Raw genomic sequence first — 21,120 nt, 5'->3', positions numbered from 1 at the left:
GGGCGGGCGCGCCGCGCGCGCGGGCCGATCACGCGCTGGCCGATCATGACCGGCCGCCCGGGACGCCGCCGCGGGCGCGGCGCAGCAGCCAGAAGAAGAACGGGCCGCCGAGCAGCGCGGTGAGCACGCCGAGGGGCAGTTCCTGGTAGGGGATCGCGGTGCGGGCGACGGTGTCGGCGGCGACCAGGACGATCGCGCCGCCGAGCGCGGCGGCCGGGACGAGCGTCCGGTGCCCGGGGCCCGCGACCAGCCTGACCAGGTGCGGGACGACCAGCCCGACGAAGGAGATGACGCCCGCGAACGCCACCGCCGCCGAGGTCATCAGCGCGATCACGACGATCGAGGTGAGCCGCAGCCGCTCGACGTCCACGCCGAGGTGGCGGGCGCCGCGCTCGCCGAGCGCGAGCAGGTCGAGCCGCCGCGCGGAGCCGAGCGCCGCCAGCAGCCCGGCCGCAGCGAGCGGCGCCACCGCGGCGACGGCGCTCCAGTTCGCGCCCGCGAGGCTGCCGAGGTTCCAGGACGTGATGGCGCGCAGCGCGTCGTCGCCCGCCGCGAACATCAGCAGGCCGAGCAGCGCGCTCGCGATCGCGTTGACCGCGATGCCGGTGAGCAGCAGGGTGACCGCCTCGGTGCCGCCGCCCGACCGCGCCACCGTGTAGACGATCAGGGTGGTGACCAGCCCGGCGGCGAACGCGGCGGTCACGATCGTCCAGTTCCCGAGCGTGGACAGGCCGAACACGATGACGGTGGCGGCGCCGACCGCCGAGCCCCAGGACACGCCGATGACGGCGGGCTCGGCGAGCGGGTTGCCGAACACGCCCTGCATGACGGCGCCGGAGCAGCCGAGGCAGGCGCCCACGAGGACGGCGAGGGCGACCCGGGGGAAGCGGACGATCCACAGGGCGTTGTCGCCCTGGGCGGCGGCGGGCCTCGGGCCGATGTCCCAGCCGAGATGGTGCAGGAGCGAGCCGACCACCTGGTCGGGCGGGATGTCGACCTGCCCGGTCCCGGAGGCGACGACGCACAGCGCGGCGAGGACGGCGCCGAGCCCCGGCAGCAGGACCCCGCCGCGGAGCCGCCTGGTCCCGCGCCCGTCCGCGCAGGCCGCGGGCCCGTCCGGCGCGGCGGTGCTCACCGGCACGTCCGGTGGACGGCGGCGGCGAGCGCCGTGATCGTGGCGCCGGTGCGCGGGCCGAACGACAGCAGCGCGCCGTCCTCGACGTCGACGATCCGCCGGTCCCGCCCGGCCGGGGTCTGGGCGACCCCCGGCAGCCGGAGCAGGCCGGACGCCCCGCCGACCGAGCGCAGCCCGCCGCTGAGCACCAGCAGCACCCGCGGCGCCGCGTTGATCATCCCCTCGCTGGTGAGCGGGCGGAAGCCGGACAGGCCGAGGACGGAGCCCGCGTCGGTCCCGCCGGCGGCCTCGATCATCGCGTCCGACCCGGCGCCCCTGCCGCCGATGAGGTAGACGCCCGCGTTGCCGCGCACGTAGAGGAAGGCGACGCGCGGCCGTTCGCCGGACGGGGCGGGCCGCGCGGCCCCGGCGATCTCGCGGCTCACCCGGGCGGCCAGCCCGCGGCCCGCGTCGGGCACGCCGAGCGCGGCGGCGACCGCGCTGACGCGCGGGCCGATCGCGGCCAGCGTCTCGCGGGCGTCGACGAGCACGACGGGGATGCCGGACCGGCGGAGCTGGGCGAGGACCTCGGGCGGCCCGATGGTGCCGTCGGCGAGGATCACCGACGGGTTCAGCCGCAGCACGGCCTCGGCGGACAGGTCGTGGCCCTGCGCGGTCACCAGCGGCAGCCGCCGGGCGGCGGGGAAGGTGGTCGAGACGTCCCGGCCGACGAGCCGGTCGCCGAGGCCGAGCCCGTACACGATCTCGGCGAGCGAGCCGTAGAGGTCGACGGCCAGGACGCGCCGCGCGTCGCGGACGGTGACCATGGACCCGTCGGCGGAGCGGACGGTGACGGGCAGCCTCGGCTCGGCCGGGCGATCGACCGCCACCGGGTCACCGGACGGCGCGGCGACGGTGACCGGACCGCACCCAGCGCCCCCGCCGCTTCCGCCCGGTCCGGCGGCGGTGCTCGCGCCGCAACCTCCCAGCGCGAACGAGCAGGCCACCGCGAACGCGCCGGCGCGCAACCGGAGAGAACGGTGCTGCACGGGACGGGTCACGACGCGGCTCCAGCGCCCGCCCGCCGCCGGCGCAGCAGGACGGCGCCCGCGCCCACGGCGATCACGGCGACGCCGACGACGGCCCCGGCCCAGACCCCGGCCGACGTGCCGTCGCCGCCCTCCTGGAACGCGACGGGCACCTTGACGTCCTGAGATCGGTCGGACGTGCGGGTGTGGTCGGCGCGAGAGGTGACGACGCAGCGCACCTTGGCGCAGGTCTCCGAGCCGGTGAGGGCGGAGCCGACGTGAAGCTCGACGGCGAAGGTGCCACCGGGCCCGTAGGGAACGGCCAGGCCCTTGCCATAGGGGGGCGGATTGGACGAGATCCACTGCGAGGCGCCCGTGCCTCCGGAGGTGTCGGCGCCCCCGCCGCACGGAGAGGGCGCTTTGCCCGGCCCGTTGTCCTTGCACAGCGCGACATAGATGCCCTTGGCGGGGTCGAAACCGGATCCCTTGACCTGGATCTCGGTCCCCTTGGCGGGCAGGCCGTCCGTCCGCGAGACGGTGATGGTCTGGCCGGAGGGCCCAGTGCCCTTCCCCTCACCGGCGTGCGCGGGCGGGGCGAGCAGCGGGCAGGCGGCCGCCGCGAGAAGGAGCACCGGCAGGCGCCGGGCGGTACGGGAGGCGTGCATCGGTCTGTCCGTCCCTGGGGAGATGAGCGGCCCACCTGGGCCTTTACCGTGATCGACAGTTAGATTAGCTTAGGCTTACCTAACTAATAAGAGGTAAGCCTTGCCTAACTACCTGACCGTCGGACGAGTCGTCCGGCGGGCCGTCACCGCCGCGTCGGCGGCCCTTGCCGCCTTCGTTCTCGTGCTCGGCCTGACTCCTGGCCTCGCCTACGCCGCCTCCGTCCGCGCGTCGCCGACGTTTGGGGTGGATCCGGCCGGGCAGACGGTGACCGTGTCGGGCTCGGGTTTCGATCCGGCCCGCAACAACGGGTTCGGTGTCTACGTAGTGTTCGGGCCGCGCCGTGCCGACTGGGCGACCGATTCCAACGCCTTCCTCGCGGCCAAGTGGGTGCACCGGGGCGCGGCCTCCAGCACGGGACAGGCGCCGATGAGCCCGTCCGGCGCCTTCTCGGTCGGGCTCTCGGTGAAGGCGAAGTACACCGACGGGCACGGCCGGACGGTCGACTGCCTGAAGACCCGCTGCTACGTCATCACGATGGCCGCGCACGGCGTCCCCGACCGCAGCCAGGACACCTTCACCCCAATCACCTTCAAGGGCGGCGGATCCGCGGGCGCGCCGGACGGCGGCGGATCCGGATCCGGCGGGACGCCAGCGGCTCCGGGCACCGGGACGAGCGCGCACCCGGCCGCGTCCACCTCGCCCGCCGGACCGTCGGCGGGCCCCTCGGCCGGGCCGTCCGGGACCGTGACACCGGGCGCGGCGCCCGCCGCCGATGCCTCGCCCGTGCGCGCTTTCACGCAGACGACGTCGGGCGGGCGGGCCGGTTCGTCCTGGCCGTTCTGGCTAGCGACCGGGGCCGCCATCCTCGCCGTTCCGGTCGCGCGAGCGGCGGCCCGGCGACGCGCGGCGCACCGCGGAAGGGGACCGGGAAAGCCGTCATGACCTGGGACGCCCCCTCTTGATCTCCCGCGTTTCTCCGGTACAGTCACCTACTTAGGTAAGCCTTACCTAAGTTCTCATCTCGGGAAGGGAATCCATGACGAACGTGACCAGACGGGTCGCCCGCGGCGCCGCGCTGCTCGCCGCGGGGGCGCTCGCGGTCGGCCTCGGGACGGCGCCCGCGTACGCGGCGGGCCCCGCCACCGCCGTCACCCCGTCCAGCGGCCTCGATCCCGCCGGGCAGGACCTCAAGATCCGCGGCAGCGGGTTCAGCGCCACGGCCAACAACGGGTTCGGCGTCTACGTGGTCTTCGGGCCGAAGGGCCCCGACTACGCGACCAACGCCAACGCCTTCCAGGCGTCCAAGTGGGTGCACAAGGGCGCCACGCCCAGCGCGGGCCAGGACGTGATGAACGCCGACGGCACCTTCGACATCACCCTCCCGGGCGTCAAGGCCAAGTACACCGACGGCGACGGCAAGAACGTCGACTGCCTGAAGACGCAGTGCTACGTCATCACGATGGCCGCGCACGGCCTCCCCGACCGGAGCCAGGACAGCTTCACGCCCGTCACGTTCACCGGCGGCGAGAACCCCGGCCCCGGGACCGGAAACCCCGGCACCCCGGCCGGGACGGGCAAGCAGACCCTCTCCACCAAGGTCGGCAACGGGGCGCTCACCCTCTCTCTGGACGGCGACAGCGTCCAGCTCAGCGCCGCGAAGCCCGGCGAGCACTCGACCGGCGCCCTGCGGACCGCCACGGTCAGTGACGCGCGCGGAACCCAGGCGGGCTGGAGCCTCGTCGGCGAGGTCACCGACTTCACCCGCGCCGCGGGCGGCGCGATCCCGGCGGCCGGGCTCGCGTGGTCCCCCTCCGCGCAGGTCGTGGACGAGGGCTCGCGGGGCGCGGTCACCCCGGGCACCCCGGGATCCCTCGGCGCGCCGCGCACGCTCGCGTCCTCGTCCGCGGGGAGCAGCGGCGGCGTCTTCACGGCGGGCGCGGGCCTGGACCTCGGCGTCCCCGCCGGGGCCTCACCCGGCGACTACACCGCCACCCTCACCCTGACCCTGTCCTGACCGGCCCGTCCTCGGCCGCCTGAGAAGAGGAGGCGGGGTGGGGATGGTCGAAGCATCCCCACCCCGCCGACTGAGAGTACGCGGAGTCCCCCTGATGAACGTAGTGCGCGGCCTGGCCGCCGCCTTGTCCGCGTCCACCGTCCTTCTCTGGCCGGTCAGCGCGCGTGCAGACGCCCCGGCGCCGTCCGGCGGCTTCTCCTGGTCGGTGAGACCGGCCGGGACCGAAGGGCAGTCGCGGCGCGACTTCTTCGTCTACTCCCTGACCCCGGGCCAGCGCATGCGCGACAAGCTCGTCGTCACCAACCTGAGTGACCGGCCGCTGACCTTCCGCGTCTACCCCACCGACGCCTTCAACACCGCGGACGGCTCGTTCGCGCTGCTCGCCGCCGACAAGCAGGCCGCCGACATCGGTACCTGGATCGCGATCGGCGGCGCCCCGGCGCGGACCGTCCGGCCCGGCGGCTCGGCCACCGTGCCGTTCACCCTCACCGTGCCGCCCGGCGCCACGCCCGGCGACCACTCGGGCGGCGTCGTCGCCGCCGTCACCGAGCAGACCACCGGCGCCCAGGGGCAGCGGGTCAACATCGACCGCCGCGTCGCCGCCCGCGTGTACGCGCGGGTGGACGGCGCCCTGACCTCGGGGCTGCGGGTGGAGTCCCTGGAGGTCACGCCCGCCGACCGGACACTCGGCAAGGGCGATGTGAAGGTGACCTACCGGATCCGCAACACGGGGAACGTGCGGGTCGCCGCCAGCGCGCGCGTCGGCGTCACCGGTCCCTTCGGCGCCGGCCTCGGCCGGCCCGCCACGCGGCGGGTCGCCGAACTGCTGCCCGGCAACGGCTACACGCTGACCGACACCGTCCGCGGCGTGTTCCCCGCCGGGCCGCTCACCGCGACGCTCCGGCTGACGCCTGTGGAGGACGGCTCCCCCGCCCGCCCGACGGTCAGGACCGCCGGATGGTGGGCGACGCCGTGGACGCCGATCGCCGTGGCCGTCCTCGCCGCCGGAGCCGTCCTGTACGCGGTGCGCCGCCGCCGGGCCCGGCCATGAGGGCGCGGGTCGCGATGGCGCTCGCCGCTCCCGTGTTCGCCCTGCTCGCCCTGCCCGCCCCCGCGCTCGCGGCCCCGGGCCCGGCCGTCGAGGTCGACCGTGCCGAGGCGCGCGTCGGGGACACCGTGACCGTCGACCTCGCCGCGTGGCCGGCCGGGAACGTGCTGATCGAGCTGTGCGGCAACGGCGGCGCGCGCGGCTCGGCCGACTGCGCCGTCGCGGCGTCCGCCACCACGTCCGTGGACGCGCGGGGCCGCGGCACCGCGATGGTCACCGTCGTGCGACCGCCCATCGGCTGCCCCTGCGTCATCTCCGCGCGCCCGGTGACCGGCGGACGCGCGCGGACCGTGCCGCTCGCGGTCAAGGGCGTCCCGACCCTGTCGGACGCGCAGCGCAGGACGGTCTCCGCCGCCCCGGCCCGGGACCTGACCGTCTCCGGCGTCCGGGTGGACGGCGGCGGGCCGGGCGCCTCGTGGTTCGGCGGCCGGGCCCGGCGGACCGTCTCGTTCACCGTCCGCAACACCGGCGCCGCGCCCGTCACCGACCCGCCGCTCACACTGGCCGTGGGCCGCGGCGACGACCCCACCGGCGTCCTGGACGCGCCGAGGATCGGGACACTGGAGCCCGGCGCGGAGCGCACCGTCACCGTGCGCGCGTCCCTGCCGCGTCCCGCCTTCGGCCGCTACACGATCGTCGGCGAGATCACCGGCATCGACCGGCCCGCGCGCTTCACCGCCCGCACCTCCTCCTACCCGTGGGCGCTGCCCGCCGTGGTCGTGCTCGCGGTACCGCTCGCCGCCGTGCGGGAGCTGCGCCGTCCCCGCGTCCGGCGCGCTGCCCCGGCGCCCGCCGTGCCCGCCGCCGGTCCGCGGGGCGTGACCATGAACGAGGTCGTCGCGGTCAACGTCGGCCAATGGCGGCGCCTGCGGAACCTGTCGCGGACGGCGCTGGCCGAGGCCCTGACCCCGCTCACCGGGAGCGCCTGGACCGGCGCCGACGTCGAGCGCGCGGAGACCTCCGTCCCGCCCCGGCGCTTCGACGCCGACGAGCTGCTGGCCTTCAGCCGCGCCCTGGACGTCCCGCTGCCCGCGCTGCTGCTCCCGCCGTCCGGCTACGAGACGACGCCTCCCGCCGCCCACCGGCCACCGGCCGCACCGCCGTCCTAGGAAAAGGAGAACGATGGAGCAGGAACCGTTCACGGGCGAGGTCGTCGCGGCGATCGCCCGGCACATGAACGAGGACCACGCCGAGGACTCGGTCCTCATCGTGCGCGTGTTCGGCGCGCAGCCCACGGCCACGGCCGCGGTGATGACCGGCATGGACGCCGACGGCATCGATTTCGAGGCCGACGTGGAGGGGCGCCGTGTCCAGGTCCGCGTCCCCTGGAGCGAGCGGCTGACCAGGCGGCCCCAGGTGCGCGCCGAGGTCGTGCGCCTCTACGACGAGGCGCGCGCGGCACTCGGGCTTCCCGCCCGCACGCACTGACCCCGCCCGCCCTTTTCTCGCCGACTCCGGCGCGGACCACCGATTCCGTTGATTCGAGGAGGATCACCATGCCCGAAGCGCACCCCTCTGAGCAGTTCTCCCTCCGGCTGAGGTCGGCCACACGGCCCGACCACGACGGCAGTGAGCACACGTCGTACATGACCGCCCTCCTGGAGGGACGGCTGCGCCGCGACGAGTACGCCCTCCTGATCGAGCAGCTCTATTTCGTCTACGACGTCCTGGAACAGGCCGCCGACCACATGCGCGGCGACGCGGTCGCCGGGGCCTTCGACCTCACCGGGTTCCGCCGCCTGCCCGCCCTGCGCGCCGACCTGGAGTTCTACTACGGCCCGCGCTGGGCCGAGCGCGTCGAGCCCGACGAGGCGACGCGCCTGTACTGCGACCGTTTGCGGGACGTGTGCTTCGACTGGCCCGGCGGTTTCGTCGCCCACCACTACACGCGCTATCTAGGCGACCTTTCCGGTGGGCAGGTCATCGCCAAGCGGCTGATGGGCGTCTACGACCTGCTCGGCGGGGACGGCGTGCGCTTCTACCACTTCGAGGGCAGGCCGAAGGCCCTGAAGGACCGCTACCGCACGCTTCTCGACACCGCCCCATGGGACGAGGCAGAGCGCGCGCGGATCGTCGCCGAGGTGAAGACCGCCTACCACCTGAACACACAACTGATCACAGCTCTGGGCCGGCGTATCCCTGTGGACCCGGCCGCCTGACGGCCGCGTCGTGTCAGCTCGCCTCCTTGCGCCCACGCAGCAAGAGCCACGGCACACAGCCGAGCGCCACCAGCCCGAGGACGACGAGAGCGCCGAAACCGCCGAGCCAAGCGAAGCCGGGGCGGGCCGCCTTGATCGGGTCCGGCCGGTCCCCGTCGAGGGTGTCGTTCTCGGACACGGAGGTCTTCGCGGTCATCGCCGGAGCGGGCTTGGACACGAGGGCACGCGCCTCGTTGAGCGCACCGGCCGGGTTGAGATACCCGAAGCCAAGATCTGTGTCGTACCGGCCCTTCCCACCCGGGCGCCGCGCCGACACCGCGAGCGCCTGAGCCACCTGCACCGGCGTGAGACGGGGATACGTCGCCTTGACCATCGCGGCGGCGGCGGTTCCGAACGCGAGCGCCACGAGATCGCCCTCCACCGACCAGAGCCTGCCGTCCGGCCCGGTCGCGGGCGTCTCCGAACCCGGAGCCGCGGCGAACACGGCACCGCTCGCGGAGGTCCACTTCCCGTCCCGCCGCCCGTCCTCGCCGACGACCCCGACTCCGATCACACCGGGAGACGCGCCCGGATAGGAGGGCTGCTCGGTTTCCTGGTGCCGGGTGGGAGCGACCACCACGGCGTTCTTCTCCCGGGCGTACGCCACGGCGGCCTGGACGGTCTTCGCCGCGGCGCCGTTGCTGTACATGCCGTCCCAGACATAGGGGTCGACCGCGATGACGTCCGCGCCCTGGTCGGCGGCGTGCCGCACACCCGCACCGATCACATTGCCCCAGTTGACGGCCTTGCGCCGCTCACCGCCGCCGGGCCGCTCCGAGGAGTCGTATACCCGGACGGAGAGGATGGTCGCGGCGGGCACGAGACCGCGCGTCACCGTCGTCCCCTCGCCGGATGCGCCGCCGCCCACGAGCAGGGAGGCGACCAGCGTGCCGTTCTCTCGCCCGGGACGCGACGTCCCGAGCAGGTCCTTCTCTCGCAGCGCGCGCTTCAGCGGCCCGACCCTGGCCACGCCGTCACCGACCACGGCGATCGTGACCTTACGGCCCGCGGTGGCCTCCCGTGCCTGGACGAAGTCGCGGACCAGCAGCGGGCCCCACGGCTCATCGGCTCGCGCCGAAGCCGTCCAGGGCGGGGCCAGGCCGACGAGCAGTGCGACCGCGAGCGGCCCGGCGGAACGGCGGATCAGCATCGCACGTCCCATCTCTCACAGGGCTCGGTGGAGTCGGTGAAGCGCAGGACCACCTGGTCCAGGGCGGTCTGCGCGAACGCGAACGTCCCGGCGGGGACGGTGCCGACGCGGTCCCCGTGGTCGATCGCCCATCCGGCGGCGCGGAAGAAGAGGTAGCGGGTGCCGTTGGTGTTGACGGCGAACTCCTGCCGCAGCGGATCGGCGAAGCTCGCGGCGACCGTGCCCGGGAAGGGGGCCGTCCGCACCCCGACGCGTGCCTTGTCCCCGGCGCCGCCGATGGAGCCGAGCGCCGACTCGGCGCTGGAGACGCGCGAGGAGTCCGACATGACCGCTATGCCGAGAGTGGCCGTCAGGGCCCGGGTGGCGTCGGTGTAGGTGGCGCGCAGAATGCGCCGACACCCGAACTTGGTGAGGACGTCGGCCACGGGACGGTCGACGCCCGCTGCGCACGGCACCGCCGGCGCGATCCCGACGCGGAAGGCGACCGGGCCGGCCTTGCGGCCCGCGGGGTCCGGCGCGGCCATCACCTGTGCGGGGAAGATCTCTCCGGCCGGCAGGGCGCGCCAGCGGGAGGCGAGCTCCTCGCGTCCCGCCGCCTCGATCTGCTTCGCCGTGGGCTTACGCCCGAGCTCCACGGCGATCGCCGCGCCACCGCCAGCCACGGCCGCGACACCGGCCAGCCCGAGCAGGGCGATCAGTGTCCATGGACGGCGGCCGGAGTCGTCCCGCCGCCCCTCGGGCGGCCGTTCCAGAGTCTCCGCCATGGAAGATCATCAAACCCGGATCCGATCTCACCTTGATCACCATCGGGTGAAGTTTCACCGCGTCGAGGGAAGGCCGCGGAGATTCTCACCCGCGATCGCGCGGTAGGCCGCCGCGTCCTCCGCCGAGCCGCGGGCGGCGGCCCGTTCGGCGCACAGGTCCGACCGGTGGAGGGTGACCAGCCGCCGGAACAGGTCCCGGGCCCGGAGGTCGTCGCCCTCGTTCGAGGCGACCGTGGTGACGTGGTCGCGGTTGCTGTTGAGCATGAGCGCGTCCACCACGCTCAGCGGCTCCAAGGAACCGGGCACCGGCTCCTCGTCCACCGCGAGGATCTGGAAGAACGGCCCACGGAGCAGCACCTCCCGCTCGTGGGAGAAGTACGACAGGCCCTCGATCGGGACCGCGCACAGGGAGGTCACGACCCCGGCGGGGAACGCGGCCCGGTAGATCTCCAGCAGTTCCGCGGGCAGGCCGGCCACCTCGATCCGCCAGAGGACGGGGTGCGCGCCGGGTCTCCTCTCCGCCTCGCGCGACGCGAACTCCGCCGCCCGCTCGGGTTCGAGGCTGGTGGAGACCATCGCGAGGGGCACCGACAGGTACCTGTCCCGGACGGGGCTCGCGGCCACCCGGCGCAGCCGCTCGAACGACTCCGCGGGAAGGCACATCCCCCGGTACACCGTGCCGTGGAAGTCGTCGGCGCCGTCGGCGGCGTCACGGTAGTTGAACAGGTCGATGCTCAGCAGCTCGATGAGGAACGCGGCGTCGCGCAGCGCCGCCGGGTCCGCGGTGAGGCCGTCGCTGCGGAACGCCCGGTTGATGGCGCCGAAGATCTGCCGGTAGCCGATCTCCGAGGTGTAGTACCTGATCAGCGCGCCGTCGTCGTGGTCGCCGGGCTCGCGCCGGTCCGCCCACTCCAGCGTCCGGGAGAACAGCGCGGCCATCCCGAGGTCGTGGATCCGCCGCTCCTCGGGGTCGTCCACGGCGACGTCGGCGGGCAGCTGGGCGCGGAGCCCGTCACGGAAGTCGTCGTAGCGGTCCCAGCCGACGCGGATCTCGTTGATGGCCCGGCGCACCTCGTGCATCCTGTCGCCGACGTGGGCGCCGGAGTAGAAGGGGCGCTCGCCCTCGGGCCGCCCGCTCTGGCAGAAGTCCCGGACCTGCGACCAGTCACCGAAACGGTAGGCGCGATCGGCCATCCTCAGCGGCCTTTCACCGGGAGATCGGTGTCCGCGGAGTGCCGGTCGGGGGCGGGGCGACGCGCGAGGACGGCGTCGACGAGCTCGCCCGGCGTCTCCACCACGGCGCTCGCGCCCGCCTCCAGCAGGGCGGCCGCGCGGGACCCGGCGTCGAGCGTGTAGAAGATCACGGGGATGTCCGGGCCGCCCTCGCGCACCGAGCGCAGCAGGCCGGGACCCGCGTCGGGGTCGCCGTGCCGGGTGACGTCGCTGATGACGAGCGAGAAGGACAGGCCGCTGCTCAGGTAGGCGAGCGCCGCCCCCGTCGTGGTGGCCTTGGTGACGAGAAGGCCCAGTTCTTCGAGGGCGACCGTCTCGTACAGGTTGCCGTCCGGGTGGTCGTCCACCCACAGGACGCGGGCGAGCCGTACGTTTCGGACCGTGTCGATCCGGCTCCCCGCCCCGCCGGGAGCCGCGCCGGCCGGCGTGCCGCCCGTGCGGCCGCCCCTGGTCTCGGCCGCGATCCGCGTGGCGCGCCTGGCCGCGTCGGCGTCGGGCGCCTCGATCTCCACTTCCACGTCGAAGATGTTCGCCAGGCTCAGGCTGACCCGGCCGCCGACGCCCTTCCGGACGATCAGCGCGACGGCGGCGGCGAGAAGGGCGAGGGCGATGCACGCCAGCGCGAACTGCTGAAGACCGCTCAACCCGCCCCGTCCGCCCGTGGAGTTCTCCGACCGGGCTCAATCATCACACCGGAGGCGAGGCGCACGGCGGGGCGCGGGAAATCCGCCGCGCCGGTGGCCGCTAAAGGTCAGGCATTCGAAAAGGATCCACGCCGGGGCGGGCGCCCCGGCGTGGACCCTCGTTCTGGTTTCCGGATCAGCAGAGGCCGGCCGGGTTGGACGTGGCGCAGTGGTTGTCGCGGAAGCGGTTGGTGGTGCTGCCGCTGTTGTCGACCAGGTCGAACGGCCTGTTGCCGTGGACGTGGTTGTCCTTGATCAGGTTGTCGCGCGCCGGGCGGTTCTCCGGCGGCGTCCCGCGGAAGAGCACGATGCCGCCGGAATAGGGCAGCCTGCCGCGGTTGTCCTTCACGGTGTTCTTCTCGACGACGTTGTGGTCGCCGCCGAAGAAGAGGATGCCTGTGCCGCCGAGCGCGGGGACCTCCTCGTGCGGGGCACAGGTCCGGTTGTTCTCCGAGACGTCGTTGTTCCAGATCCTGGTGTTGCCCTGCCCGCCCTTCTGGCTGTCGTCCACCAGCGCGATGCCGGTGCAGTTGTGGACGAACTTGTTGTCCCAGACCTTGACGTGGCGGGCGTGCCGGACGAGCAGGCCGATGGCGTTGCCGGACGAGTGGTTCCAGGCGACGACCGTGCCGTGCGCGTCGGCGATGTCGCCCACGTACAGGCCGGCCTCGACGCCGTTGTCGATCGTCCAGTTCCGCACGAAGCGGCCGCGGGTCGAGTTGAACTCGGAGATGCCGTACTCGCCGTTGCCCTCGGCCAGGACGCGCTCCACCGTCAGCCTGTCGGTGTACTTGCCGAAAACACCGAACTCCTTGAACTTCCGCACGGTCAGGTTTTCGATGGTCACGCCGCTGACCAGATGCTTGGGCCATCCGACCACGCAGATTCCGGTGCCCTCCAGGTGGACCTTCGCGCAGTGGTCCTTGCGTCCCGGGTGCAGGACGGTCTTCTTGCCCTCACCGCGGATCGTGAGGCGCTTGCGGACGAGAACGCCCCCGTCGTAGTGACCGGCCTTGAGCCGGATGGTGTCCCCGGGCCGGGCGCGGTCGACGGCCGCCTGGATCGAATGTCCGGGCTGTACGACATGGGTACGGCCCCGTTTCCCGGGCTTGCCCGCATCGGTCGACGCCTCGCCGGAAGGCGTGAAGGTGGCGAGCCCGGCCAGCACGACCATCGTGCCGAGCGAGGCCGCGAAAGTCCGCCTCATCACTATTGCCCCATTTCTGTTCTGGCCGCGAGGAACCGGCGCCGGCCATGCGAGCGTCCGGCACGGGGATTCCTCGATCATCTTGGACCGACCAGGTGATTCCACCGGGCGCCGAAAAGGAAACATCGGCGAATTTCCGCGGCGGCCGTTCCGTTGACCGGCCTTTTCCCTTACTCCGGGTTTTCCATGGCGCGACCGGAATGAACGTCCGGGTCATTCCCCCGGGCGTCGCGGAATGCGGCGGGGCGTCCCGTACTCCTGGATGATCTTGATCAGCAGGCGGCGGCCGGCGGCGTGCTCGGGGCACGAGTCGTCGGCCAGCGAGGCCAGCCGGGACGCGGCGACGGCCTGGGCGTGCTCCATCACCAGGGCGCCCTCCGCGGTGCGCTCGACGAGGACGCGGCGGCGGTCGGCGGTGTCGCGGTGCCGGACGACGAGGGCGGCGCGTTCGAGGCCGTCGAGGGTGCGGCTCATGGTCTGGTCCTGGACGCCGCAGCGGTGGGCGAGCTGGCGCTGGGTGAGCGCGCCCTGGGCGAGTTCGTGCAGGACGTTGACGCCGGCGTGCGTGACGCCGAGGTCGGCGACGCCCGCGTCGAAGGCGTGCTCGACGAGCCGGGCCGCGGCGGCGAGCAGGCGTCCGGTGTGCCAGCTCTCGAGCTCGTCGTCGAGAGGGAGGTCAGGCATCGTTCATCAGCTAATCACGGGGCCAGTGTCAGTGGGTGTCACTACCCTACTTAGGCTGATGGTAAGCATGCTGAACACTCTCTGACGGAGGAGACCCCCCGATGCTACGCACCGTAATGGCGTGGCCCAGCGGGAGGTGGGCGAAGTGGGGTGTACTGGTCTTCTGGCTGGTCGCCGTCGCTGCGCTCGCCCCGCTGGGCGGAAAACTCACGGACGTCCAGAAGAACGACATGTCGGCGTGGCTGCCGGCGAACGCGGAGTCGACGAAGGCGCTCAAGCTGTCGGAGGACTTCCGCGAGAAGGAAACGATCCCCACCCTGATCATCTATGACCGGGCCAGCGGGGTGACGCCCGCCGACCTCGCGAAGGCCAAGGCGGACACGACGGCGTTCACGTCGCTGCCCGAAGTCCAGAAGCAGGTCGTGGGACCGATCCCGTCCAAGGACGGCAAGGCCATCCAGACGATCGTCACCCTGAAGATCGGCGACGAGGGCTGGGGCGGGCTGTCCAAGACCGTCGACAAGATGATCGACGCCGCGGAGAAGGGCGGCGGCGGGCTCCGCGTGCACGCCACCGGGCCCGGCGGATACGCCGCGGACTCCGGGAAGATCTTCACCGGCGGTGACAAGACGCTGATGTTCGCGACGGTCGGCATCGTCGTGCTCATCCTGCTGTTCACCTACCGCAGCCCCCTGCTGTGGCTGCTTCCGCTCATCACCGCCGGCCTGTCGCTCGGGTCGGCGCAGGGCCTGATCTATCTGCTGGCGAAGAACGCCGGCCTGACCGTCAACGCGCAGAGCTCGTTCATCCTGACCGTGCTCGTGTTCGGCGCCGCGACGGACTACGCGCTGCTGCTCATCGCCCGGTACCGGGAGGAGCTGCGGCGGCACGAGGACCGGCACGAGGCGATGGCCGAGGCGTTGCACCGTTCCGGTCCGGCGATCGTCGCCAGCGCCGCGACGGTGGCGGTCAGCCTGCTGGTGCTGACGCTGGCCGAGCTGCAGTCCACCAAGGGCCTCGGCCCGGTCTGCGCGGTCGGCATCGGCGTCGGGCTGCTCGGCATGATGACGCTGCTGCCGGCGCTGCTGGTGATCTTCGGCCGGTGGATGTTCTGGCCGGTGCGCCCGACGTTCGGCTCCGCCGAGCCGACCGAGGGCGGGCTGTGGGCCCGCGTCGGCCGGCGCGTCAGCGTGCGGCCGCGGCTGGTGTGGGTCGTCACCGCCGTCGTGCTCGGCGTGTTCGCGCTCGGCATGCTCGACCTCAAGGCCGACGGGATCGCGCAGAAGGACAGCTACACCAAGACCACGCAGGCGGTCACCGGCGAGGAGATCCAGGCGGCGCACTTCCCGGCGGGCTCGGGCCAGCCGGTCGTGGTGATCGCGAACGCGGCGGCCGCGGGGGAGGTGAAGACGCGGCTGGCGGGCATCGCCGGGGTCGGCGAGGTGACCGAGCCCGTCGTCAAGAACGGCCACGCCTACATCGAGGGCACTCTCGACGCGAGCGCCGACAGCAAGGACGCCGAGAAGACCGTCGAGAAGGTCCGCACGGAGCTGCACACGGTGTCCGGGGCCGCCGCGAAGGTCGGCGGCGGAACGGCGCTCAAGATCGATGTCGACGCGGCGTCCGCGCACGACGTGAAGCTGATCATCCCGGTGGTGCTGCTGGTGGTGTTCGGCATCCTCGCGCTGCTGCTGCGCTCGCTGCTCGCGCCGCTGCTGCTGATCGTCACGGTGGTGCTGTCGTTCGGCGCGACGCTGGGGGTGAGCGCCGTGGTCTTCGACAAGGTCTTCGGCTTCACCGGCGCCGACACCTCGTTCCCGCTGTGGGCGTTCGTGTTCCTGGTCGCCCTCGGCATCGACTACAACATCTTCCTGGTCACCCGGGTCAGGGAGGAGGCCATGACGGGCGGCACCCGGCGCGGCGCGCTGACGGGCCTGGCGGCGACCGGCGGGGTCATCACCTCGGCGGGCCTGGTCCTGGCGGGCACGTTCGGGGCGCTCGGCTCGATGCCGCTGGTGTTCACCGCCGAGATCGGGTTCGCGGTGGCGTTCGGCGTCCTGCTGGACACCATCATCGTCCGCTCGGTGCTGGTCACCGCGCTGACGCTCGACATCGGCCGGCACATGTGGTGGCCGAGCGCGCTGGGCAAGCGGCGTGACTCCGACCCGCCCGCGGGCGAGGACGAGCTCCGTCCCGCGATGGCCGGGCAGTAGCGGCCGCCTCTGGCGATCCGGGGCGCCTCCTCCGGGAGTGGGGAGGCGCCTTCCGGATCGGTGCGCGACGAGACCGTCACCTATAGTGACGGTATGAGCGATCCGCGGGCGGACGGGCTGGTCGAGACGGCGACCAGGCTGTTCGCCCAGCTGGGCTACGACGGGACCTCGGTACAGATGATCGCCGAGGCCGCCGGGGTCTCCCCGGCCGTCCTGCGCGAGGCGGCCGGCACGAAGGCCGAGCTGTACCTGGCGGTGATGCGCCACGCGGACGACCTCGAACAGCGGGCGGTGCGGGCGGCCATCACCTCCTTCACCCCGGAGATCCAGGGCGTCATCGCCCTCGCGGAGGCGTTCCTCGACTTCCACGCCTCCCACCCGGACGTGCTCGCGCTGTGGATGCAGCGGTGGATGGGCGACGCCGCCGACGTGCCCGGCCTGGAGGAGCTGTACACGAGGCCGCTGTCGGCGCTGGTGACCGACAGGGTCCGGCAGGTCGTGCCCGACGACGTCGACGCCGACCACCTGACCTGGACCGTCGTCTGGTGCGTCTTCGGGTTCCTCAGCGGCGGGATCACCTACACGGGGGACGCGACCGCGCCGGTCGTGCGGCCGGTGCGCGGGCAGGGCGTCGGCGCCCCCCGGCCGGGCGATCTGGCGCGCTTCCGGCAGCACCTCCGCACGCTGCTCTTCCACATGCTGACGCCCTGCTGAGTCTCCCCGTCCGCACGGCGCCTCGAAGTGCCGCCTCACCGGACGGTCCCGGTGCGTCCGCATCGTGCCCTCGTCCAGGGATGGACACGGACAAGCCGGACAGGGCGCGATCCTGGTTGCTATAAGGGTGGGGTAACCTCACATCGGCGATGTTTGCCATATAGCAATGATCATGCAGGATGCGTGGCAGCGCCACCATCACGGGGCGTCCGCGGCCGTGCTCGACCGGCCGCGCGGCGACGAGAGCAGAGGTCGCACATGGCGGATGGTGCCGGCGGTACGACGGGTACCGCCTCGCGGAGCCCGGGGCCCGGCCCCGAGCGGGCGGGCGGCGCGGGCGAGGTCGGCGAGGCCGAGCTGCGGCGGCTGCTCGCCGGCCTGACGGCCGTCCGGGACGGGGACTTCGGCACCCGGCTGCCCGACGAGGCCGACGGCCTGCTCGGCGAGATCGCCGGGGTGTTCAACGGGATGGTCGACCAGCTCTCGCTCTTCACCTCCGAGGTCACCCGGGTCGCGCGCGAGGTCGGCACGGAGGGACGGCTCGGCGGCCAGGCGAAGGTCCCCGGCGTCTCGGGCACCTGGGAGGACCTCACCGACTCCGTCAACGCGATGGCGGGGAACCTGACGACGCAGGTCCGCGACATCGCGCAGGTGGCGACCGCGGTGGCGCAGGGCGACCTGTCACAGAAGATCGACGTCGACGCCCGCGGCGAGATCCTCGAACTCAAGAACACCGTCAACACCATGGTCGACCAGCTCTCCGCCTTCGCCGCCGAAGTCACCCGCGTCGCCCGCGAAGTCGGCAGCGAAGGGCGGCTCGGCGGACAGGCCGACGTCAAGGGCGTCTCGGGCACCTGGCGCGACCTCACCGACTCCGTCAACTTCATGGCCGGCAACCTCACCGGCCAGGTCCGCAACATCGCGCAGGTGACGACGGCGGTCGCGCAGGGCGACCTGTCACAGAAGATCGACGTCGACGCCCGCGGCGAGATCCTCGAACTCAAGAACACCGTCAACACCATGGTCGACCAGCTCTCCGCCTTCGCCGCCGAAGTCACCCGCGTCGCCCGCGAAGTCGGCACCGAGGGACGGCTCGGCGGACAGGCCGACGTCAAGGGCGTCTCGGGCACCTGGCGCGACCTCACCGACTCCGTCAACTTCATGGCCGGCAACCTCACCGGCCAGGTCCGCTCCATCGCGCAGGTCGCCACGGCGGTGGCCCGCGGCGACCTGTCCCAGAAGATCACCGTGGACGCGCGCGGCGAGATCCTGGAGCTCAAGACCACGATCAACACGATGGTCGACCAGCTCTCGTCCTTCGCCGACGAGGTCACCCGCGTCGCCCGCGAGGTCGGCACCGAGGGACGCCTCGGCGGGCAGGCCGACGTCAAGGGCGTCTCCGGGACGTGGAAGGCGCTGACCGAGTCGGTGAACGTGATGGCCGACAACCTCACCGCGCAGGTCCGCTCCATCGCCGAGGTCACCACCGCCGTCGCGCTCGGCGACCTGTCGCAGAAGATCCGGGTGGACGCGCGCGGCGAGATCCTGGAGCTGAAGGACACCATCAACACGATGGTCGACCAGCTCTCGGCGTTCGCGGACGAGGTCACCCGCGTCGCGCGCGAGGTCGGCACCGAGGGCAACCTCGGCGGGCAGGCCACCGTCCGCGGGGTCAGCGGCACCTGGAAGGACCTCACCGACAATGTGAACGTGATGGCCAGCAACCTGACCGGCCAGGTGCGCTCCATCGCGCAGGTCGCGACCGCGGTGGCCCGCGGCGACCTGTCCCAGAAGATCACGGTGGAGGCCAAGGGCGAGGTCGCCGCGCTGGCGCAGACCATCAACACGATGGTGGACACGCTGTCGGCGTTCGCCGACGAGGTCACCCGCGTCGCCCGCGAGGTCGGCACCGAGGGCCAGCTCGGCGGGCAGGCACAGGTCCCGAACGTCGCCGGGACGTGGAAGGACCTCACCGACAACGTCAACTCGATGGCGAACAACCTCACCAGCCAGGTCCGCAACATCGCGCAGGTCACCACCGCGGTCGCGCAGGGCGACCTGACCAGGAAGATCGACGTCGACGCGCGCGGCGAGATCCTGGAGCTCAAGACCACGATCAACACGATGGTCGACCAGCTCTCGTCCTTCGCCGACGAGGTCACCCGCGTCGCCCGCGAGGTCGGCACCGAGGGACGCCTCGGCGGGCAGGCCGAGGTCGAGGGCGTGTCGGGGACGTGGAAGCGGCTCACCGAGAACGTCAACGAGCTGGCCGGGAACCTGACCCGGCAGGTGCGGGCGATCGCCGGGGTGACGAGCGCGGTGACGTCCGGCGACCTCACCCGGTCCATCACCGTGGACGCCTCCGGGGAGGTGGCCGAGCTCAAGGACAACATCAACCTGATGGTGAAGTCGCTGCGCGAGACCACCCGCGCCAACCAGGAGCAGGACTGGCTGAAGACCAACCTGGCGCGCGTCTCCGGGCTCATGCAGGGGCACCGCGACCTGTCGGTGGTCGCCGAGCTGATCATGGACGAGCTGACCCCGCTCGTCTCGGCCCAGTACGGCGCGTTCTACCTGGCCGAGGACAACGGCGAGCTGACGCTGAAGCTCATCGGCTCCTACGGCTACCCCGAGGACGGCGATCCCGCCGTCCCGGCGCGGCCGACCCGGTTCCGGGCGGGCCGCTCGCTGGTCGGCCAGGCCGCCCGCAGCCGCCACACGATCGCCGTCGACGACGTCCCGGCCGGGTACCTGACGGTCTCCTCGGGGCTCGGCGCCGGTCCCCCGGCCAGCGTCATCGTCCTGCCGATCGTGGTCGAGGACCAGGTCCTCGGCGTGATCGAGCTGGCGTCGCTGCGGCCGTTCACCCTGGTGCAGCGCGACTTCCTGGAGCAGCTCCGGGAGAACATCGGCGTCAACGTCAACACGATCGTCGCCAACGCGCGCACCGACGAGCTGCTCGCCGAGTCGCAGCGGCTGGCGGGCGAGCTCCAGTCCCGGTCGGGCGAGCTGCAGGTCCGCCAGGAGGAACTGCAGCGCTCCAACGCCGAGCTGGAGGAGAAGGCGGCGCTGCTGGCCAGCCAGAACCGCGACATCGAGACCAAGAACCTGGAGATCGAGCAGGCCCGGCAGGAGCTGGAGGCGCGGGCGCAGCAGCTGTCGCTGGCGTCCAAGTACAAGAGCGAGTTCCTGGCGAACATGAGCCACGAGCTGCGCACGCCGCTGAACTCGCTGCTGATCCTCGCCCAGCTCCTCGCGCAGAACCCGGCCCGGAACCTGACGCCCAAGCAGGTCGAGTACGCGGGCATCATCCACTCCGCCGGCTCGGACCTGCTCCAGCTCATCAACGACATCCTCGACCTGTCCAAGGTCGAGGCGGGCAAGATGGACATCACGCTGGAGCACGTCCCGCTGCGCGACCTGCTGGACTATGTCGAGGCCACCTTCCGGCCGCTGACCAGCCAGAAGAGCCTGGACTTCCGGATCAGCACGGCGCCCGGCGTGCCCGAGGAGGTGCTGACCGACGACTCGCGGCTGCGCCAGGTGCTGCGCAACCTGCTGTCGAACGCGGTGAAGTTCACCGAGGGCGGCAGCGTGGAGCTGCGGATCGAGACCGCCGACCTGGCGGAGCTGCCGCCGGCGGCGCGGGCGCACGGTCCCGCGGTCGCCTTCCGGGTGATCGACACCGGCATCGGCATCGCCGAGCACCAGCTGGAGTCCATCTTCGGCGCGTTCCAGCAGGCGGACGGCACGACCAGCCGCAAGTACGGCGGGACCGGGCTCGGCCTGTCGATCAGCCGGGAGGTGGCCCGGCTGCTCGGCGGCGTCATCACCGCCGACAGCACGCTCGGGCAGGGCAGCACGTTCTCCTTCTACCTGCCGGTGGCGCGGGCCGATCTGCACCTGCCGGTCGTGCCCGCCGCCGGGGAGCCCGCGGGCGCCAAGATCACCGCGATCCGCGCCACGGCCGAGCCGGGCGAGACCCCGCCGAACGGGGCCGTGCTCGTCCCGGCGTCCGCGCCGCGGGCCCGGCCGCGCCGGCTGCTGGTGATCGAGGAACGGCGCGGCGGGCTGCTGTCGCTGGTCGCCGAGAGCGCCGCCGCCGACAGCCGCGACCTCGGCGGCGCGGGGGGACCCGTCCAGGTCGTCACCGCGGTCGGCGCGGAGGAGGCCGCGGCGGCGCTGGCCGCCGAACCCTGCCACTGCGTCGTCCTCCAGCTCGACCTGCCGGACGGCGCGGCGCTGCGCTTCCTGGACGCCATGGAGGGCGACCCGGCGCTGCGCGGCTTCCCCGTTCTCGCGCACGGCGACCGGCGGCTGGAGGGCGCCGAGGAGCGGCGGCTG

The 21,120-nt window shown here is 72.9% G+C and carries 18 protein-coding genes; 9 read left to right on the top strand and 9 right to left on the bottom strand.

Translation table 11 applies throughout. The features are described 5' to 3' along the window. Positions 1 to 43 precede the first annotated feature (43 nt). The 3 genes from E1291_RS25900 to E1291_RS42240 are packed head-to-tail and all read right to left on the bottom strand — an operon-like array spanning position 44 to position 2,807. Positions 44 to 1,135: a FecCD family ABC transporter permease gene (locus E1291_RS25900; protein WP_242614373.1), complete on the bottom strand. Its 1,092-nt coding sequence runs from the start codon at positions 1,133 to 1,135 to the stop codon at positions 44 to 46. After that, a complete protein-coding gene (locus tag E1291_RS25895) occupies positions 1,132 to 2,175 on the bottom strand; it encodes a heme/hemin ABC transporter substrate-binding protein (protein ID WP_242614372.1) in 1,044 nt (347 codons plus the stop codon). The genes E1291_RS25900 and E1291_RS25895 overlap by 4 nt, the downstream gene beginning before the upstream one ends. Next, positions 2,172 to 2,807, bottom strand: coding sequence for a neocarzinostatin apoprotein domain-containing protein (locus E1291_RS42240; RefSeq protein ID WP_242614371.1), 636 nt, complete (start codon positions 2,805 to 2,807; stop codon positions 2,172 to 2,174). Before E1291_RS42240 ends, E1291_RS25895 begins: the two co-directional genes overlap by 4 nt. A 100-nt stretch (positions 2,808 to 2,907) precedes the next feature. Here E1291_RS42240 and E1291_RS25885 point away from each other — a divergent pair, with 100 nt between their 5' ends. The 6 genes from E1291_RS25885 to E1291_RS25860 all read left to right on the top strand — a co-directional run bounded on the left by E1291_RS25885 (position 2,908) and on the right by E1291_RS25860 (position 8,089). Beyond that, positions 2,908 to 3,750 carry a hypothetical protein gene (locus E1291_RS25885; protein WP_131740614.1) on the top strand — a complete coding sequence of 281 codons (843 nt, stop codon included), beginning with the start codon at positions 2,908 to 2,910 and terminating at the stop codon, positions 3,748 to 3,750. A 94-nt stretch (positions 3,751 to 3,844) separates the two neighbouring features. Further along, positions 3,845 to 4,822 carry a hypothetical protein gene (locus E1291_RS25880; RefSeq protein WP_131740612.1) on the top strand — a complete coding sequence of 326 codons (978 nt, stop codon included), beginning with the start codon at positions 3,845 to 3,847 and terminating at the stop codon, positions 4,820 to 4,822. 94 nt (positions 4,823 to 4,916) lie between these two features. Beyond that, positions 4,917 to 5,873: a WxL protein peptidoglycan domain-containing protein gene (locus E1291_RS25875; RefSeq protein ID WP_131740610.1), complete on the top strand. Its 957-nt coding sequence runs from the start codon at positions 4,917 to 4,919 to the stop codon at positions 5,871 to 5,873. Continuing rightward, positions 5,870 to 7,039 carry a hypothetical protein gene (locus tag E1291_RS25870; RefSeq protein ID WP_131740608.1) on the top strand — a complete coding sequence of 390 codons (1,170 nt, stop codon included), beginning with the start codon at positions 5,870 to 5,872 and terminating at the stop codon, positions 7,037 to 7,039. The genes E1291_RS25875 and E1291_RS25870 overlap by 4 nt, the downstream gene beginning before the upstream one ends. A gap of 13 nt (positions 7,040 to 7,052) precedes the next feature. Next, positions 7,053 to 7,358, top strand: coding sequence for a DUF2470 domain-containing protein (locus E1291_RS25865; RefSeq protein ID WP_131740606.1), 306 nt, complete (start codon positions 7,053 to 7,055; stop codon positions 7,356 to 7,358). Positions 7,359 to 7,426: 68 nt separating this feature from the next. Next, positions 7,427 to 8,089 carry a biliverdin-producing heme oxygenase gene (locus E1291_RS25860; protein ID WP_131740604.1) on the top strand — a complete coding sequence of 221 codons (663 nt, stop codon included), beginning with the start codon at positions 7,427 to 7,429 and terminating at the stop codon, positions 8,087 to 8,089. 13 nt (positions 8,090 to 8,102) lie between these two features. Here E1291_RS25860 and E1291_RS25855 read toward each other — a convergent pair whose 3' ends face one another. From E1291_RS25855 to E1291_RS25830, 6 genes are all read right to left on the bottom strand, one after another. Next, positions 8,103 to 9,278 (bottom strand): S8 family serine peptidase, encoded by a 1,176-nt coding sequence (locus tag E1291_RS25855; RefSeq protein WP_165495286.1) that lies wholly within the window; start codon positions 9,276 to 9,278, stop codon positions 8,103 to 8,105. Then, positions 9,272 to 10,042, bottom strand: coding sequence for a hypothetical protein (locus tag E1291_RS25850; protein ID WP_131740600.1), 771 nt, complete (start codon positions 10,040 to 10,042; stop codon positions 9,272 to 9,274). The genes E1291_RS25855 and E1291_RS25850 overlap by 7 nt, the downstream gene beginning before the upstream one ends. A 54-nt stretch (positions 10,043 to 10,096) precedes the next feature. Continuing rightward, positions 10,097 to 11,236: an ADP-ribosyltransferase family protein gene (locus tag E1291_RS25845; RefSeq protein WP_131740598.1), complete on the bottom strand. Its 1,140-nt coding sequence runs from the start codon at positions 11,234 to 11,236 to the stop codon at positions 10,097 to 10,099. Between the two features lie 2 nt (positions 11,237 to 11,238). Next, positions 11,239 to 11,919 (bottom strand): DNA-binding transcriptional response regulator, encoded by a 681-nt coding sequence (locus E1291_RS25840; RefSeq protein WP_131740596.1) that lies wholly within the window; start codon positions 11,917 to 11,919, stop codon positions 11,239 to 11,241. Positions 11,920 to 12,094: 175 nt separating this feature from the next. After that, a complete protein-coding gene (locus E1291_RS25835) occupies positions 12,095 to 13,165 on the bottom strand; it encodes a right-handed parallel beta-helix repeat-containing protein (RefSeq protein WP_165495285.1) in 1,071 nt (356 codons plus the stop codon). 213 nt (positions 13,166 to 13,378) lie between these two features. Next, positions 13,379 to 13,849, bottom strand: a complete 471-nt coding sequence (locus tag E1291_RS25830; protein WP_131740592.1) for a MarR family winged helix-turn-helix transcriptional regulator — start codon at positions 13,847 to 13,849, stop codon at positions 13,379 to 13,381. 101 nt (positions 13,850 to 13,950) lie between these two features. Here E1291_RS25830 and E1291_RS25825 point away from each other — a divergent pair, with 101 nt between their 5' ends. From E1291_RS25825 to E1291_RS25815, 3 genes are all read left to right on the top strand, one after another. Next, entirely contained in the window at positions 13,951 to 16,062 is a 2,112-nt protein-coding gene (locus E1291_RS25825; RefSeq protein WP_131740590.1) for an MMPL family transporter, read from the top strand. A gap of 93 nt (positions 16,063 to 16,155) precedes the next feature. After that, entirely contained in the window at positions 16,156 to 16,776 is a 621-nt protein-coding gene (locus E1291_RS25820) for a TetR/AcrR family transcriptional regulator (protein ID WP_131740588.1), read from the top strand. 258 nt (positions 16,777 to 17,034) lie between these two features. Further along, the coding region (locus E1291_RS25815; protein WP_131740586.1) for a HAMP domain-containing protein at positions 17,035 to 21,120 on the top strand (4,086 nt) is incomplete at its 3' end.

The organism is Actinomadura roseirufa (assembly GCF_900659635.1).
GTDB classification, from domain to species: Bacteria; Actinomycetota; Actinomycetes; order Streptosporangiales; family Streptosporangiaceae; genus Spirillospora; species Spirillospora roseirufa.
The sequence above is the reverse complement of the archived record's forward strand: the minus strand, read 5'-3'. Positions and strand labels throughout refer to the sequence as shown.

Excerpts from the sequence above, each read along its gene's own strand:
- E1291_RS42240 (WP_242614371.1), bottom strand. The coding sequence starts at position 2,807 with ATGCACGCCTCCCGTACCGCCCGGCGCCTGCCGGTGCTCCTTCTCGCG.
- E1291_RS25880 (WP_131740612.1), top strand. The coding sequence starts at position 3,845 with ATGACGAACGTGACCAGACGGGTCGCCCGCGGCGCCGCGCTGCTCGCC.
- E1291_RS25875 (WP_131740610.1), top strand. The coding sequence starts at position 4,917 with ATGAACGTAGTGCGCGGCCTGGCCGCCGCCTTGTCCGCGTCCACCGTC.
- E1291_RS25870 (WP_131740608.1), top strand. The coding sequence starts at position 5,870 with ATGAGGGCGCGGGTCGCGATGGCGCTCGCCGCTCCCGTGTTCGCCCTG.
- E1291_RS25865 (WP_131740606.1), top strand. The coding sequence starts at position 7,053 with ATGGAGCAGGAACCGTTCACGGGCGAGGTCGTCGCGGCGATCGCCCGG.
- E1291_RS25860 (WP_131740604.1), top strand. The coding sequence starts at position 7,427 with ATGCCCGAAGCGCACCCCTCTGAGCAGTTCTCCCTCCGGCTGAGGTCG.
- E1291_RS25855 (WP_165495286.1), bottom strand. The coding sequence starts at position 9,278 with ATGCTGATCCGCCGTTCCGCCGGGCCGCTCGCGGTCGCACTGCTCGTC.
- E1291_RS25850 (WP_131740600.1), bottom strand. The coding sequence starts at position 10,042 with ATGGCGGAGACTCTGGAACGGCCGCCCGAGGGGCGGCGGGACGACTCC.
- E1291_RS25845 (WP_131740598.1), bottom strand. The coding sequence starts at position 11,236 with ATGGCCGATCGCGCCTACCGTTTCGGTGACTGGTCGCAGGTCCGGGAC.
- E1291_RS25835 (WP_165495285.1), bottom strand. The coding sequence starts at position 13,165 with ATGAGGCGGACTTTCGCGGCCTCGCTCGGCACGATGGTCGTGCTGGCC.
- E1291_RS25830 (WP_131740592.1), bottom strand. The coding sequence starts at position 13,849 with ATGCCTGACCTCCCTCTCGACGACGAGCTCGAGAGCTGGCACACCGGA.
- E1291_RS25825 (WP_131740590.1), top strand. The coding sequence starts at position 13,951 with ATGCTACGCACCGTAATGGCGTGGCCCAGCGGGAGGTGGGCGAAGTGG.
- E1291_RS25820 (WP_131740588.1), top strand. The coding sequence starts at position 16,156 with ATGAGCGATCCGCGGGCGGACGGGCTGGTCGAGACGGCGACCAGGCTG.